Raw genomic sequence first — 16659 nt, 5'->3', positions numbered from 1 at the left:
CGAGACGGCCGCCAAGAGCCGCAAGGATCGCATCGGGGAGGATGCTCGGCGATGCTGGACTTCGTTCAGCAGCTGGTCAGTGGCATTGCACTCGGCTGCGTGTACGGCCTGATCGCGCTTGGCTTCGTGCTGGTTTACAAGGCAACCGAGGTCGTCAACTTCGCCCAGGGCGATCTGATGATGCTGGGCGGCTTCTTCGCCTTCACCTTCATCGGCATGATGGGCCTGAACTACTGGGTCGGCTTCGTCGGAGCAGTCGTCGCCATGGCGCTGTTCGGCATGCTCGCCGAACGCATCGTGGTGCGGCCGATCCTCGGCTATCCGCAATTCTCGATCATCATGGCAACCATCGGGCTCGGCTACTTCCTGCGCTCGATCGCCGGCATGATCTGGGGCACCGACGACTTCAAGATCGAGACGCCGTTCAGCCAGGGCGTGTTGCGCATCGGCGCGCTGGTGCTCGCCTATGACAAGCTCTCGGTGATCGCGGCAACGGTCATCCTCTGCACGCTGCTCTATCTGTTCTTCAACAAGACCACGCTCGGCACCGCGATGCGCGCCAGCTCCGAGAACATGCTCGCGGCCTACTACATGGGCATTCCCGTGAAGCGTGTCGTGTCGATCGTCTGGGCCATCAGTGCGGCGGTCGCGACGTGCGCCGGCGTTCTGCTGGCACCGATCACCTTCATTCACTCCAATGTCGGGCTCGTGCTCGGTCTGAAAGCCTTTCCCGCCGCCGTGCTCGGCGGCTTCGGCTCAATACCCGGCGCGGTCGTCGGTGGCGTGTTGATCGGCGTGATCGAGAGCATGGCCGGCTTCTATCTGCCGGAGGGCTGGAAGGACGTCGCACCTTACATCGTGCTGCTGGCGGTGTTGCTGCTGAAGCCCGAAGGCTTGTTCGGCCTCCACGTACGCAAGAAGGTCTGAACGCCATGCGCTTTCTGTTCAAGACCGACTACGAGGACGACATCCGCCTGTTCCCGCATTCGGGCTACGTGATCTCCTACGGGCTCCTGATTGCGGTGCTGCTGATCGCGCCCTACGTGCTCTCCAGCTATCTGATGAGCCAGCTGGTCTTTGTCTGCATTTATGCGACCGTCGGCGTGGCGCTGCTGATTCTCACCGGCTTTACCGGGCAGGCCTCGCTCGGGCACGCCGCGTTCCTTGCGATCGGCGCCTATGCGGCGGCCTATTTGCAGAAATACAACGTGCCGTTTCCGGTCTACTTCCTCGCCGCAGGCGTATTGACCGGATTGATCGGCGCGCTGGTCGGCTTCCCCGCGCTGCGCCTCCAGGGCATCTACCTCGTCATCGCCACGATCTCCTTCGCCTTCATCGTCGAGGAGATTCTGGCGCGCTGGGAAAGCGTCACCAACGGCAATGAGGGCATGCGCATCAAGACGCTGTCGTTGCTCGGCGTCCCCGTGCCGCGCGACAGTCCGATGTTCTATTTCCTGTGCCTCGCCGTCTTGATTCTGACGATCGTCGGCACGCTCAATCTCTTGCGCTCGCCGACGGGGCGCGCCTTCGTTGCGATCCGCGACTCTGAGACGGCGGCACGCAGCATGGGCGTCAACGTCGCGCTCTACAAGGTGAAGTCCTTTGCGATCTCGGCGGCGATCACCGGCTTTGCCGGCGTGCTGTTCGCGCACAAGCTCTCCTTCATCTCGCCGGAGATGTTCACGCTCCAGCTCTCGATCGAGTTCATCATCGTGATCCTGATCGGCGGCACGTTCAGCCTGCACGGTGCAGTGCTGGGGGCGATCTTCATCGTGATGATCGATCCGTTCCTGACTTATCTGAAGGACGACATGCCGGGCATCATTGCCGGCGTCGCCGCGGCGTTGGGGGCGAGCACCGACGGCGCGGCGAACGTTCAGTCGAAGGTCGCGGCCTTCGCCTCGCTCAACGGCCTGAAGGGCGCGATCTACGGCATCATCATCGTGCTGTTCGTGCTGTTCGAGCCGCTCGGCCTCTACGGCCGCTGGCTGAAGATAAAACTCTTCTTCCAGCTCTTCCCGCTCTACAAGCGCGCGACCTTCAAACGCCAGAAGATCTACGTGAAGTCGGAGCGGAACCGATGAGCTATTTCCGCGCCGAAAACCTGTCGCTGCATTTCGGTGGCCTCAAGGCGGTCGATGCGGTCTCGTTCGCGGTCGAGAAGGGCGAGATCCTCTCGATCATCGGGCCGAACGGCGCGGGGAAAAGCTCGATCTTCAACCTGATCTCGCGGATCTACCGTCCGACCTCGGGCCACATCTTCTTCGAGGACCAGGACATCACGGAACAGCCGCCCTACGACATTGCAAGGCTCGGCATTGCCCGCACCTTCCAGAACATCGAGCTGTTCGAGAATGCAACCGTGCTCGCGAATCTGCTGGTCGGGCGCCACCGTCACTCAACCACGCAGCTCTGGCAGGAATTGCTGTTCCTGCCGAGCGTGCGCGCGAACGAGAAGCTGCACCGGCGCCGCGTCGAGCAGGTGATCGAATTCCTCGATCTCGAGCCCTATCGCGACAAGCTGATCTCGGGTCTTCCCTACGGCGTACGCAAGGTGATCGAGCTTGCCCGCGCGCTCTGTTCCGAGCCGAAGCTCATACTGCTCGACGAGCCGTCGTCGGGGCTGAATGTCGAGGAGACCGACGACATGTCGTTCTGGATCCGCGACATGAAAAGCGAGCTCGGCATCACCGTGCTGATGGTCGAGCACGACATGTCGCTGGTCAACCGCGTCTCGGACCGCGTGATCGCGCTGAACTACGGCCGGGTGCTGGCGATGGGCTCGCCCGCCGAGGTGCAGCAGCATCCCGACGTCGTCGCCGCCTATCTCGGAGCCTGACGCGATGGACGCCGCCGTTTCGCCCGACATCATCCTGAAGCTCTCCAATATCGAGAGCTACTACGGGCCGATCATGGCGATCCGCGGCATCTCGCTCGAGGTGCCGCGGGGCCGCATCGTGACGCTGCTGGGTGCCAATGGTGCGGGCAAGACCACCGTGCTGAAGACCATCTCCGGCATCCTCGATCCGCAGAAGGGCACGATCGAGTTCATGGGCAGGCCGATCCAGCGCATGGAGGCCGACAAGATCGTCCGCCTCGGCCTCAGTCATGTGCCGGAAGGGCGCGAGGTGTTTCCATTCCTCTCGGTGCGCGAGAACCTGATGATGGGCGCCTATCCGCGAAAGGATCGTGACGGTGTCGCGGAGGATATCGAGCGCGTCTACGGCTATTTCCCGCGGCTGAAGGAGCGCATCAACCAACCGGCCGGCCAGCTTTCCGGCGGCGAGCAGCAGATGCTGGCGATCGGGCGCGCCCTGATGAACCGGCCGACGCTGCTGTTGCTGGACGAGCCGTCGCTGGGCCTGTCGCCGATCCTGGTGAAGGAGATTTTTACGATCATCCGCCGCGTCAACGAGGAGCAGGGCATGTCGATCCTGCTCGTCGAGCAGAATGCCAAGGTGGCGCTGGAAACGGCGCATTACGGCTACGTGCTGGAGATCGGCCGCGTCGTGATGAACGACACCTGCGACCGCTTGATGGATTCCCAGGACATCCAGGAATTCTACCTAGGCGCCAAGGAAGCCGGGGCCAGAGGCGAACGGCGCTGGAAAAAGAAGAAAACGTGGCGTTAAATATGGCGTCTCCCCGTGAACGAACGGACCGGCGGCAAGCCATGCTGCGGGAGGGGACGAAGCGGCAAGGAGGCAATGGCATGGCCCGACCGGCGGTGCTGACAGTCGCAGACACGATCGCAAAGAGCTTTTTGCGTGCGGTGGAGACGCGCGGCGACAGGCCGGCGATCCGCGAGAAGCAGTTCGGCATCTGGCAGCCGACGAGCTGGCGCGAATGGCTGGAGCTCTCCAGGGAGATCGCCTACGCACTGCATGCTTCGGGCTTCAAGCCTGGCGACGTCGCCTCCATCATCGCCAATGCCGTGCCGGAATGGATCCATGCCGACATGGGCATCCTGTGCGCGGGCGGCGTCTCGTCCGGCATCTATCCAACCGATTCCTCGGCGCAGGTCGAATATCTCGTCAACGACTCCGCTACTCGCGTGATCTTTGCCGAGGACGAAGAACAACTCGACAAGGTCCTCGCCTGCCGCGCGCGATGCCCGACGCTCGAGAGGATCATCGTGTTCGACATGGAGGGCCTGAGCGGATTTTCAGACGACATGGTGATGTCGCTCGACGAGTTTCGCGCGCTCGGGCGCAATCACATGGTCGGCCGCGAGCAGCTCTGGCAGGAGATGATCGACAGCCGCGGCCCAGGCGATCTCGCGATCCTCGTCTACACTTCCGGCACCACGGGCCCGCCCAAGGGCGCGATGCACGCCAACCGCAGCGTGACCCATCAGATGCGCCACGCCAACGATTTCATCCCGGCGAGGGAAGACGAGGACCGGCTGATCTTCCTGCCGCTCTGTCACGTCGCCGAGCGGGTCGCTGGCTACTACATCTCCGTCGCGCTCGGCTCGGTGATGAATTTCGCCGAAAGCCCGGAAACCGTGCCGGACAATCTGCGCGAGGTGCAGCCGACCGTCTTCTTCGCGGTGCCGCGGATCTGGGAAAAATTCTATTCCGCAATCACCATCGCACTCAAGGATGCGACGCCGGTCCAGCAATGGGTCTATCGCCGCGCTATCGACATTGGCCTGCGCATCGCGGATTGCCGGCTCGAGGCACGCGCGCCGTCCTTGTCGCTTGGGATCGCGAACCGCCTCGCCTACAGGCTGGTGTTCCGCAACATCCGCCGCATGATTGGCCTCGATCGCTGCCGCATCGCCTTCACTGGCGCAGCGCCTATCTCGCCAGACCTGATCCGCTGGTATCTCGCGCTCGGCATCAACATGCACGAGGTCTATGGCCAGACTGAAAATTGCGGCGTTGCCACCATGATGCCGTCCGAGCGCATCAAGCTCGGCTCAGTCGGCAAGGCCGTGCCCTGGGGTGAGGTCAGCCTCTCGCCGGACGGCGAGATCCTGATCAAGGGCGACTTCCTGTTCATGGGCTATTTGAATCAGCCGCAGAAGACCGCCGAGACCATCGATGCGCGCGGCTGGCTGCACACCGGCGACGTCGGCACCATGGACGACGACGGCTTCGTCAAGATCACCGACCGGATGAAGGACATCATCATCACCTCAGGCGGCAAGAACGTGACGCCCTCGGAAATCGAGAACCAGCTCAAATTCTCGCCCTATATCTCCGACGCCGTCGTGATCGGAGACAAGCGGCCATATCTCACCTGCCTCGTCATGATCGACCAGGAGAACGTCGAGAAATTCGCGCAGGATCACGACATCCCCTTCACCAACTACGCGAGCCTGTGCCGGGCGATCGAGATTCAGGACCTGATCTGGCGAGAGATCGAACAGGTCAACGGCAACTTTGCGCGCGTCGAGACCATCAAGAAATTCTATCTGATCGAGCGCCAGCTCACGCCGGAGGACGAGGAGCTGACGCCGACCATGAAGCTGAAGCGCAGCTTCGTGAACAGGCGCTACGCCGCCGAGATCGACGCGATGTATCGCGAGCGCGCGGTGGCGTGAACCATTCCAAGGGAAGCGAGGGAGCGATGGCCACGCCCTTTGCGCAACACGGGCCTTAAGGAGAGAGGAGACGTCGATGTCGAAATCGTTCTGGGCGTTCGGCCTTGCGGCATGCGCGGTGGTGCTCACCTGTCTGCCGGCTGCCGCGCAAACCAAGGTCACCAATGAAGGCATCTCGGCCAGCGAGATCGTCATCGGCACGCATCAGGATCTGTCGGGTCCGATCAAGGTGTGGGGCGTACCGGTCTCCAACGGCATGAAGATGGCGGTTGAGGAGATCAACGCGGCCGGCGGCATCAACGGCCGCAAGATCAAGATGATTTTGGAGGACAACGGCTACGACCCCAAGAAGGCCGTGCTGGCCACGCAGAAGATGATCGAGCGCGACAAGGTCTTCGCGATGATCGGCCCGATGGGCTCGCCGACGGTGCTGGCGGCGCAGGACACGCTGTTCGATGCCGGCGTGCTGCAGCTCTTCCCGCTGACTGCGGCCGAATTCACCTTCAAGTTCGATCCGAGCAAGCCGCAGGAGCGATTGAAGTTCAACAACCTCTTGCCCTACGTCGAGAGCACGCGCGCCGCGCTGAAATACATGATTGAGTGGAAGAACTTCCAGAAGCCCTGCATCATGCACCAGGACGACGAGTACGGCAAAAACGTGCTCGACGGCTTCAATCAGCAGCTCACCGTGATGAAGGTGCAGCCGGCCTCGATCACCAGCTACAAGCGTGGCGCCTCCGATTTCAGCGCGCAGGTTGCCAAGATGAAGTCGGACGGCTGCGATCTCGTGGTGCTCGGCACAGTGATCCGCGAGACCATTGGCGCGATGACGGAGGCGAAGAAGCTCGGCTGGGACGTCACCTTCCTGGGGGCAACGCCGACCAACGTGCTGGAAGTGCCGACGCTGGGCAAGGACGCCGTGGAAGGGCTTTATGCCGCGTCCCAATTCGAGATTCCCTACGAGGACAGCGCTAAAGGCCCGGTGAAGGACTGGCTCGCCAACTATAAGAAGATGTTCAACTCGGACGCCAATACGCAGGCGATTATCGGCTACAACACGGTGATGACCTTTGCCTTCTACGCCCAGAAGGCGGGCAAGGATCTCACGGGGCAGAAGATGCTTGACTCGCTCGAGTCAGGCGAAAAATTCCTCGACATCTTCAACTCGCCGCCGACGAAGTTCTCCAAGACCGACCACCTCGCCAACACCATCACCCAGGTGCAGCAGGTCAAGGGCGGCCGCTGGGTCCTGGTGAAGGACAATCTGATGTTCTGATCTTCGCCTCTCCCCGCAGGTGCGCCCTCTTCCCTTGTGGGAGAGGGTGGCTCGCCGCGTAGCGGCGAGGTGGGGGAGGGGGGTCTCTGCGCGAATGAGCCTCTCGCTTTCGGACTCGGTGAGGCAGACCCCTCATCGGGCGCTTCGCGCCACCTTCTGCAAGGGGAGAAGGGAGAGGCGCTGCACCTACGATCCCCCACCCGCGACGCCTGACTCCACCGGTGCCAGCTCGTCTTCCCTGCAGCGCCACCCATCGGCGGCTTTCTGGAATGCGAAGGTGCGCTGGATTCTGAGCCGGCTCGTCACATTGAAGCTTTCCTTGAAGCCTTGCTTGGACGCTGCGGCCGGCTGCGCCTTGCCGGATCTTGGGTCCCAGCAGGTGCCGGTGCAGGTCGATGCGACCGCGCTGCAGGCGGTGAAGGGCGACAGCACGACCATGTCGATATCGGCGGTGACCTTCGCCTCCTGCTCTCCGACGTTGCTGCCGGAAGCGGACACGCGACTGATGCGGACGAAGTCGCCGCAGGAATTGGCGGCATGAATCTTGGCGACGCAGAAGTCGGCGGCGTCGGTATCAGGCAGCCGTGCAGCGATCTGGCGGCCGAACACCCGCTTCGGATCGCCCTTGGCACCAAGGATATCGGCGGTCTTCCGGCTAAAATATTCGGCGAGACAGCCTTGCGCAGATGACAGCTCGGACAGCGGCACGTTCTCCTTGCCGACGAGGTCGCATTTGCGATCGCGCTCCCTTGTCCAGCGGCCGTATTCGGCGAAGGCAAAGCGGGCTTCGGTCGGGCTCAGCTTGCCGATCAAGCCGAGGACCTGGCCGTTGAGCTCCTCCTCCGCCAGCGCCAACTCCGGATCGCTACAGATCAGCGCGCCGGCCGTCGTGTTGGCCGCGAGGCAATCGAAATCGGGGTCGCGCAGGATCGCGGCGCGCTCCTCGGTCTCCCTGAGCAGGCAGGTCTTGACGCGATCGATGTCATCGGTGCGGACCGCGGTCCGACCAAAGATGCCGCAGCTCAGATTGCGCTGTCGGATCCACAGCGCGTTCTCCTCGATGGCCGGCAGACGATCCGGCAGGCGGGAGAGCCGCGCCTCGATGGCCGCACCGAGTTTCTCGGCCGCTGCGGCAAGCTCGCCATTGCCGCAAAACAACTGACCCGCGGGATCGCGCTGCTGCTCACAACGGTTCTTGACGAACAGCGGCAGCTTGTCGGCGATCGCTGGGTCTGAATTGACCGCCTGCGCGTGCGCAGGTGACATCAGCGGCACCATCGCCGCAACCATCGCCAGCACCAACGTTCGCATTCCGCTTGTCCCCGAAGCCCGCATGATACGCATGCTAGCTTCCCGGGCGGCGCGGCGAAACCGTGAATGTCCAGCCGCGCATCGGAATTGTAGTCCGGATGGAGCGCAGCGAAATCCGGGATTTCAAACGGAGATGCGGTCCCGGATTGCGCTGCGCTCCATCCGGGCTACGCAGCTCAGTTCGGGCAATCAGCGCGACGCGATCAGCGCCGAGCGGTTGTTGTCCGGCACAGCCGCAAACGCGGGCTCGTCGACGTATTTCAGCACCGCAGACTGATAGAGCACGAAGAGCGGCTGATAGGTCCGCGCCGCCTCATCCTCGACCATGGCCATGCGACGGTTGTCGAGCATCAGCCAGTGGCTGTCGAGCCTGGCGGCCGCGACCGCATGTTCCTCGCCGACTTGCGTGTCGCGCACGAAAACGATTCGCAGATCCTCGGGCGAAATGCCCGCGAGGCGCAGCGCGGCGAGCTTTGCGATCGCATAGTCCTCGCAATCGCCGGCGCCGCGCTGGAAGGTGGCGAGTGGCGAACTCCAGACGTCATCAGAGCCGTCATTGGCCGCCTTGATCGCGAGATTGATGGCGCGGTTGGCTTCACCGAGGCGGGCGCGGCCTTCGCGGCTGCGGGCCTGGTCGACGATGGCGAGCAGCTTCAATGCCGCGGGCGAGACGCAGTTGTCGCGGTCGCCGTCGCACAGCGCGAGCTGCACCATCTCGTCGTCGAGCTTGTCCTTCAGGTGAAACCACTTGTCGCGGACGCGACCGGCGGAGATCGCGAAGGCGAATAGGCCGAACGGTTCTGCGGATTTTCGCACGAGGACGGCGGACCCCGGCGACAGCAGCGTGCCTGCGCGAAGGTCGGCGGCCGATCCGAACAGGATCAATCCGCAAAAGAGCAGGACTGCGCGCCAGGCGCGCGAGTGAGCAACGGTCTCCATCTGACTTCCCCTGTCCAGCATCGGCAGGACACCCCTGACCCGCACGTGCCGGCTTTGTTTCTGGTGCGGTGATAGTGAGGGGCGGGCCGTTTTGTTCTGCTTAATGAGCCCGGCCGGGAGCCCAAAACCGAGCAACAGGCTGAAGCCGGTCTCGCCGGCTTGGGTAAAATTTTACGGGCTCAGCCCCCGGGAAGGCCCGATCTGTTGTGGAATGGAACCAATTCTCGTCGCGGGTTGAGTCGGCTGCCGAATCTGGTTCATATGGCTAATGGCGGGCTTATCTCGCCACTTCTGCTAGCCGGGTCGCAGTAAAAAGTCCGCATTTGCCGCAGTATGTCGCAGGGCGTTGCAACGGAAAGATGACACGAGTATTCGTAGGAAATTTCTTCTATTTGAATACTTTGGAATGCTTCAAGTTGTAGTACGCGCCGTCAATATGCAGAGGCTATATTCGAAATATACTATCATTATTCTTGGCAAACCCTGCCTCGCACCGGCCATGGCGATGCTGCCGCGTCGATTCCCACGAGAAATAGATGGTTTCGCTAAGGACTCGGTAATGATATGCAAGCTTAGGCAGTCGATACTTCTATAAATATTAACCCTTTCTGCGGTGTTTCCCCGTTGAATTACGCTGGCAAATTTGACGCCGCGCTTTCCATGGACGGCAAGGGTTTTCATGCGCCCGCCAATGGCCATGTCGATTCCTTTTCCGTCTCGGGTCATGGGCAGGTCCCGCACGGCGCGTTCTTTGTTCCCAATCCCAATCTCCTGTTCCATGGCGAGTTCAAGCGCGCGGGCGTCGATCTCGTCCTGTCCAATGACGGACACGAGTTCGTCATTCACGACTACTTCAAGGGCGAGAAGCGCGCGGCGATCGCCTCGCCCGATGGCGCCCATCTCACCGGCGACATCGTCAACGCGCTCGCCGGCAACGTTCAGTATGCGCAGGCGGCGCCCGGCGCCAGCGCCGCGCAGGTCATCGGCCATATCACCAAGCTGACCGGCAGCGCGACCGCCGTCCGCAACGGCGTCTCGATCATCCTGAACAACGGCGACAACGTCGAGAAGGGCGACGTGCTCTCGACCGGGTCGGACTCGACCCTCGGCGTCACCTTCATCGACGGCACCGTCTTCGGCCTCTCCTCCAACGCGCGCATGGTGCTGAATGAGATGGTCTACGACCCCAACGGGTCGAGCAACTCCTCGCTGCTGAGCCTGGTCGCGGGCACCATCACCTTCGTTGCCGGCGAGACTGCCAAGCACGGCGACATGAAGATCGACACGCCGGTCGCCACCATGGGCATCCGCGGCACAGCCGTGCTGACGGAAATCAGCTTCTCGGTTCCGTCGGGCGGCGGCGATCCGCAGCCGCAGGCGAATTTCCAGGTGCTGGTCGAGCCGGACGGCACCACCGGCTCCTACATCCTGTTCGACAAGGTCACACTACTGCCGATCGCCACCGTCAACCAGGCGGGGCAGATGATCCAGATCAGCGGCGGCAACGTCTCGGTCACCAACGCGCTGCTGTCGCCGGACGTGCAGAAGCTGATCACTGACGTGTTCTCGCTGAAGTTCACGGACAACAGCACCAACACGAAGCTGACCAACAACTCGACCGATTCGATCACGCAGGACGCCAACCTGATGCTGATCAAGACGGCGAGCGGCGCGACGGCGCAGGCGACTTTCGTCACGGTCAATCCCGGCAGCAACGGGTCGTCGACGAATACCCCCGACAAGCCGACGAGCCTCAGCCGTGTTCCTGGCGCCCCGCTTGCGAGCAGCCTCGACTCGAGCGGCAACGTGAAGACGGCGTTCACACTGAACGAGCTCGACGGCAAGACCGGCACGACGACGCTCGATGCTGTCGGCGGAAAGATCACCTTCTTCGATTTCAATCTCGGTGACCGGCCGACCGTGAAGGTGAATTTCGACTCCTTCACCTACCACAACGCCAATCACGACGACGTCACCGCCGGATTGTCGGACCTGCAAAAGGCCGACATTGCCGCAACCGAAGCCAAGATCAGCGTCGTTGCCGCCCCCGACAACAGCAACACGGGCTCGGCGACCTGGACCTACAGCGTCCCGGACGACGCCTTCGACTTCCTTGCCGCCGGCGAAACGCTGACGCTGACCTACCGGGCCCGCGTCGACAATAATTTCGCCGCCAACAACGAAACCGCCTTCATCGACATCACCGTCACGGTCACCGGCACCAACGACACACCGGTGATCACCTCGAGCGTTCCGGTCATCACCTTCGAGGGCGGCACCAGCGTCCCCGGCGGTCCGCTCACCTCAGAGGTGCCGACCTCGGGAACGCTGACTTTCACCGATGTCGATCTCACCGACACCCACAAAGTGTCGGTGAAACTGACCGGCGCGACCCTGCCGGACGGCAGCACCGTGCCGCCGGGACCGCTGGCGATCTTCGAAAAAGCGATGTCGGTTGCGATCGATACCGACAGCACCGGAACGGGCGACGGCGTCATCGACTGGTCGCTCGCCGATCTTCCCGTCTACCTCGCGGACTTCATTCCGAAGGGCGAGGTCCTGACGCTGACCTACACCGTGACGGTCACGGATTCGCAGGGCGCGACCGCGACGCGGACCATCACCGTCACCATCAAGGGGACCGACAGCCCCGCGGTGGTGTGGGTCGCGACGTCCGAGGCCGGGTCTCCGCCCGGCGGCTTCTGGAAGGACGCCGCGAACTGGGAAACCGGTACCGTGCCGACGATTAATGACGACGTCATCGTCATCACCGATCAGCTGCACGGGCTGACGCCGTCCTATCCGGTCACGATCGACGAGGCGGCGTTCGCCAAATCGCTGACCATGAACGATTTCGACACGACCAAAGGGCATAAGGCGCCGGAGGTCATCAACCAGAGCACGCTGACGATTGCGCACACGCTCGACCTCAGCGCCGATTCGATCCTGACCAATTCCGTGGGGGCCACGATTTCCGTCGGCGGCAAGGCGGAAATCCTGGGCACCAGCGTGCTGACCAATTCAGGCACCGTGACGCTCGCGGGCGGCGGCGACTTCGCCGTCGGCGCTTTGATCACCAATGCCGGCACGATCGAGCTCGCCGGTGGTACGCTCAAGACGTTGGCCGAGATCAACAATGCCGGCGGCACACTCAAGGTCGATGCCGGGACAACGCTGGATGTCGACGGCGCGACCATCGACGGCGGCAAGCTGATCATCGGCGGCGCATTAGTACTGGACGGGACGAGCGTGCTGACCAACGGCAAGCTGGACAATTCCGGTGCCGTCACCATCAAAGGGGCCGTCGCGTTCGACAACGAAACCGTCGACAACGATTCGACCATCGAAATCCAGGCCGGTGCGGCGCTGACGCTAGGCCAGGGCACCACGGTCGCTAATTCGGGTGGGACCCTCACCGTCGACGACCATGGCGTGCTGGTCCTCGATCAGGGCGAGATCACCGGCGGCACCATCAACAATTTCAGCAGCACGCTCGGTGGCACCATCGACGTCATCGGCGACAGCAGCATCAACGGCGGCGCCAAGCTCAACAAGGGCGCCGTGACGGTCGAAAGCGATGTCACGCTGACGCTCGACGACGTGACCGTGTCCGGAACCTCCATCACCGACAAGGGAATCATCAAGGTCGATGCCAGCGAGACGCTGACGCTGAAGGGTGCGAGCATTGCCGGTGGCGCGCTCAATGTTTCCGGCACGCTCTCGTCCAGCGGCGCCAGCACGATCACTGACACCTTCATCATCAACGGCAACGTGATCGAGGCGATTGGTGGCGTGCTTGCTCTCGTCGCGACGACTTCCGCCACGATTGCCAATGCCGGGACGCTGCAGGCCAATGGTGGCGAGCTCGACATCAACGGCGAACCGGTCACGAACACCGGAACGCTGGCGACGATCAATGACGGCACGCTGAAGCTGATCTCGACGACGGTCACCAACACCGGTGCCACGGTGTCGGTGGACGCGGGCTCGACGCTCGATCTCGTCGGCGCGACCATCGATGGCGGCACGCTGACGCTGTCCGGCACGCTGGTCTCGACCGGCATCAGCGCCATCAACAACGCAGATATCACCAACACCGGTACCATCGACGTCGCCGGAGGAACGCTGACGATCGACCCTGCGGTGCAGCACACTATCACCAATCAAAACCTCATCGAGGCGAATGGTGGCGAGCTCGACATCACCGGCGATCTGATCATCAACACCGGCACGCTCGAGGCGATCAAGGGCGGCGTGCTCAAGCTCGACAAGGTCACGGTCACCAACACGAAGGGGACGGTGACGATCGACGGTGCATCGAAGCTGGATCTGTCCGACGTCACGATCAACGGCGGAAGCCTCGGCAATGCCGGCAAGATCGATCTGCACGACGGCGCGTCGCTCTCCGGCGCGGACGGTTCGGCCTTCGCCATCACCAACTCCGGCGAGATCGAGAGCTGGGGCTCGACCTCCATCAGCGGCGCCATCACCAACACGGGCAGCATCGAGATCGACAGCGGCACCATGACGCTGTTCGGTTCGCTGTCGGGCTCCGGCTCCGTGACCATCGATGCCAATGCGACGCTCGAGGTCAACGCCACGGTCTCGCAGACCGTCACCTTCTCGGGCGGCGCTGCCGAGCTCAAGATCGACACCGCGTCATTCGGTGGATCGATCACGGGGCTGACTGCGACCGACAAGCTTGATCTGTCGAGCATCGAATATGGGCTTGGCACCTACGCGACCTTTGCCAGCAACGCCGACCATACGGGCGGCGTGCTGACCGTGACCGACGCCGACGGCCACAGCATCAGCCTCAACCTCGTTGGCGACTACAGCAACGCGAATTTCGCGGGCAGCGGTGATGGCACCGGCCACACGCTGATCACGCTCAAGGCCGCCGACGACGGGCCGAAATTCAGCGCTGCAGAGACCTCCCAGAGCGCGAGCTTCAGCGAACTCGCCGATACGACCGGCGCGCCGAGCATGACCACCGACCCGACTCCGGCGGCAACTGGTACGATCCACTTCACCGACGTCGACCTGACCGACCGTCCGCAAGCCACGATCACGGATCAGACCGTGACGTTGCTCGACACCGATCAAACCACGCACCTGACGCTGACCGCGGACGAGGTGACGGCGCTCGAACAGGCGCTGACGCTGCAGCAGGAGGGCAACCACAACAACGGCGCAATCGGCTGGACCTATTCCATCCCCGACAGCGCACTGGATTTCCTCGGGCAGGGTCAGACCGCGACCGTGGTGTCGACCATCACGCTGGACGACCAGCATGGTGGAACCGATACCGCCGAGGTGACCGTCACGATATCAGGCACGAACGACGCGCCGACGCTGGATGCGGCGACGCTGGCCTCGGTCGGCGGCGGCAACACGGATCCGGGCGGGGCGGCCGTCAGCGATCTCTTCGCCGGCAAATTCCACGACGTCGACCATGGTGCGAGCCTCAAGGCGATCGCGATCACCGCCGACAACGCCACGGAAAGCCAGGGGACCTGGCAGTACGAGGTTGCAGGCACCGACCAGTGGGTGGACATCGCCGGCGTGAGCGATACCAACGCGCTGGTGCTGAGCCCGGACACGCTGATCCGCTTCGTGCCGGCCCACGGCTATAGCGGCACCCCGGGCACGCTCGACGTTCACGCCCTCGACGACACCTATGCCGGCGACATCACAGGCGCGGCGCCGGTCTCGATCGACATCACCGCTACAGGCATCGGCCACGGCGGCTCCTCGCCCGCGTCGGATCTCGCCGCCTCCATCAGCACGGAGGTGACGGCACCGTCGAACGTCGACGTGTGGACGGGCAGCGTCGACCAGGACTGGAACAATGACGGCAACTGGTCGCTCGGGCACGTGCCTACCGTGACCGAGACCGCATGGGTCGATACCGACGAAAAGGTCTATCTGGACCTCGGCGACAACGGCGCCACGATCGGCGGGCTGACACTCGGCAGCGCGACCAAGCTCGACATCACCGGCACCGACAACAACTCCGAGTCCGGGAGCATCGACAGCTATCTGGTGGTGAACGGCACCCTCGCCAATCACGGCCATATCGACGTCGCCGATGCCTATCTCGGCGCCCCACAGCACGTCATCAACACCGGCACCATCGACGCCGACGGACGATATGGGATCGTGAGCTTCGCCAACCTGCCCGGCAGCGTCGTCGACAACGCCGGCGGCACGCTGGAGGCCGACGACGGCGGGCATATCTACTTCTTCTACAACACCATCAACGGCGGAACGATCGACCTCGTCGGAGAGGACTCGGTCGCGCTGCTGGCCGCGTCGATCGTCAACGGCACGACGCTGACCGCCGACGAAGACTCCTATTTCGAGGTTCTGGGCAACACGACCTTCAATGGCTCCACGAGCGCCATATCGGTCGGCGGCGACCTCCATATCGACGTCAACGGCAAGCTCGTCCTCGAGGGCACTGTCAATGACACCGGCTCCGTTGCCAACCATGGCGTTCTCGTTGCAGACACTGGCGCGACGACGATCCTCGGCGATCTCACCGGCTCCGGCACTGTTCAGATCCTGAGCGCGAGCCTCGAGCTCGGCGGTACCTCCGATTCCGCGGTCCAGTTCGTCGGCTCCGGCGTCGGCACGCTGCATCTGGATGCTGCGTCGCACTTCACGGGCACGGTGACCGGGTTCAGCTACGGCGACAACATCGATCTCGCCGGCATCGACCCCAAGAACGTTTCGCTGGTCTCGACCGAAGGCGGGCTCGAGGTCCATTACGGCTCGGGCGATGGCGACTACTTCACCATCGCCGGGCATTACGACGAAACCGGCTTCAGCAAGAGCAGCGACGGCAGCGGCGGCACGGAGCTCGTCTGGAGCCACCAGTCGCCGGTGATCGACACCACGCATTTCACCCACGCCCACGACGAGGCGACGAATACCGACACGGTCACGGGTCTGTCGGTCTCGGGATCCTCGACCGAAACCTACACGGTGACCGCACAGACCGAGGGCGCGAAGGAAGGCAGTAACGTGACGCCGTCCTTCATCGATGGTGCGTCGCTCGACCAGGTCAACACGGCTCTCCACAGCGTGACCTACGATCCGGGCGTCACGCCGCCCAATACCGACATGATCACGTTCAAGGTGACCGACAGCCTTGGCGCCAGCGACACCGTCAACTTCATCTTCGACGAAGGCGGCTCGGGTCCGGTCACGCTGACCGGCACCAGCGGCAAGGACGTCATCTTCGCCACCGAGTCCAGCGACACGCTGATCAGCGGCGGCGGGCAGGACCAGTTCGTGTTCGCCCCGGCGTCAACGACGGACGCCGTCCAGCACACGGTCTATGGCTTCGATACGATCCAGGACAAGATCGACCTGCGGCAGTTCGATACCATCAATTCGGTCGCCGATCTCACCATCACGCAGCAAAACACCGATACGCTGATCACGCTGGACGATCACGAGACGATCCTGCTCAAGAACGTGGCCGCCGGCAACCTGCATGCCAGCGACTTCATCGTCACGAGCCACGGCACGACGTAGCGCGGGCCTCGCTCTCCTGCGACGGGGTAGCAAAAAA

General features: G+C 63.0%; 9 protein-coding genes. 7 read left to right on the top strand and 2 right to left on the bottom strand.

Translation table 11 applies throughout. The annotated features are described in order from the left end of the window. Nucleotides 1–51: 51 nt before the first annotated feature. The 6 genes from SO140_RS17240 to SO140_RS17215 all read left to right on the top strand — a co-directional run bounded on the left by SO140_RS17240 (nucleotide 52) and on the right by SO140_RS17215 (nucleotide 6827). Nucleotides 52–927, top strand: coding sequence for a branched-chain amino acid ABC transporter permease (locus SO140_RS17240; protein ID WP_449379198.1), 876 nt, complete (start codon nucleotides 52–54; stop codon nucleotides 925–927). 5 nt (nucleotides 928–932) lie between these two features. Beyond that, on the top strand, nucleotides 933–2084 hold the full coding sequence (locus tag SO140_RS17235; RefSeq protein ID WP_449379199.1) for a branched-chain amino acid ABC transporter permease: 1152 nt from the start codon (nucleotides 933–935) through the stop codon (nucleotides 2082–2084). Next, nucleotides 2081–2839: an ABC transporter ATP-binding protein gene (locus SO140_RS17230; protein WP_449379200.1), complete on the top strand. Its 759-nt coding sequence runs from the start codon at nucleotides 2081–2083 to the stop codon at nucleotides 2837–2839. The genes SO140_RS17235 and SO140_RS17230 overlap by 4 nt, the downstream gene beginning before the upstream one ends. Before the next feature lie 4 nt (nucleotides 2840–2843). Beyond that, nucleotides 2844–3632, top strand: a complete 789-nt coding sequence (locus SO140_RS17225) for an ABC transporter ATP-binding protein (protein WP_449379201.1) — start codon at nucleotides 2844–2846, stop codon at nucleotides 3630–3632. A gap of 80 nt (nucleotides 3633–3712) precedes the next feature. Beyond that, on the top strand, nucleotides 3713–5551 hold the full coding sequence (locus tag SO140_RS17220) for an AMP-dependent synthetase/ligase (protein WP_449379202.1): 1839 nt from the start codon (nucleotides 3713–3715) through the stop codon (nucleotides 5549–5551). A 76-nt stretch (nucleotides 5552–5627) separates the two neighbouring features. Then, nucleotides 5628–6827: an ABC transporter substrate-binding protein gene (locus SO140_RS17215; RefSeq protein WP_449379203.1), complete on the top strand. Its 1200-nt coding sequence runs from the start codon at nucleotides 5628–5630 to the stop codon at nucleotides 6825–6827. A gap of 186 nt (nucleotides 6828–7013) precedes the next feature. Here the strand turns inward: SO140_RS17215 and SO140_RS17210 are convergent, their stop codons facing one another. Further along, entirely contained in the window at nucleotides 7014–8138 is a 1125-nt protein-coding gene (locus SO140_RS17210) for a lysozyme inhibitor LprI family protein (RefSeq protein ID WP_449379204.1), read from the bottom strand. Between the two features lie 189 nt (nucleotides 8139–8327). Further along, complete coding sequence (locus tag SO140_RS17205) at nucleotides 8328–9077, bottom strand: transglutaminase-like cysteine peptidase (protein WP_449379205.1); 750 nt, start codon at nucleotides 9075–9077, stop codon at nucleotides 8328–8330. A 624-nt stretch (nucleotides 9078–9701) separates the two neighbouring features. Between SO140_RS17205 and SO140_RS17200 the strand changes: the two genes are divergently transcribed. Then, the gene (locus SO140_RS17200; RefSeq protein WP_498539945.1) at nucleotides 9702–16622 is read left to right on the top strand and encodes a FecR domain-containing protein; all 6921 of its coding nucleotides are present in this window, start codon (nucleotides 9702–9704) and stop codon (nucleotides 16620–16622) included. The last annotated feature ends 37 nt before the right edge of the window (nucleotides 16623–16659 follow it).

The sequence above is a fragment of the Bradyrhizobium sp. UFLA05-108 genome (genome assembly GCF_059803455.1).
Note: the sequence above shows the minus strand (reverse complement) of the source record. Positions and strands in the feature narration are given on the sequence as shown.

Coding starts and splice junctions, on each gene's coding strand:
- SO140_RS17240 (WP_449379198.1), top strand. CDS start 52: ATGCTGGACTTCGTTCAGCAGCTGGTCAGTGGCATTGCACTCGGCTGC.
- SO140_RS17235 (WP_449379199.1), top strand. CDS start 933: ATGCGCTTTCTGTTCAAGACCGACTACGAGGACGACATCCGCCTGTTC.
- SO140_RS17230 (WP_449379200.1), top strand. CDS start 2,081: ATGAGCTATTTCCGCGCCGAAAACCTGTCGCTGCATTTCGGTGGCCTC.
- SO140_RS17225 (WP_449379201.1), top strand. CDS start 2,844: ATGGACGCCGCCGTTTCGCCCGACATCATCCTGAAGCTCTCCAATATC.
- SO140_RS17220 (WP_449379202.1), top strand. CDS start 3,713: ATGGCCCGACCGGCGGTGCTGACAGTCGCAGACACGATCGCAAAGAGC.
- SO140_RS17215 (WP_449379203.1), top strand. CDS start 5,628: ATGTCGAAATCGTTCTGGGCGTTCGGCCTTGCGGCATGCGCGGTGGTG.
- SO140_RS17210 (WP_449379204.1), bottom strand. CDS start 8,138: ATGCGAACGTTGGTGCTGGCGATGGTTGCGGCGATGGTGCCGCTGATG.
- SO140_RS17205 (WP_449379205.1), bottom strand. CDS start 9,077: ATGGAGACCGTTGCTCACTCGCGCGCCTGGCGCGCAGTCCTGCTCTTT.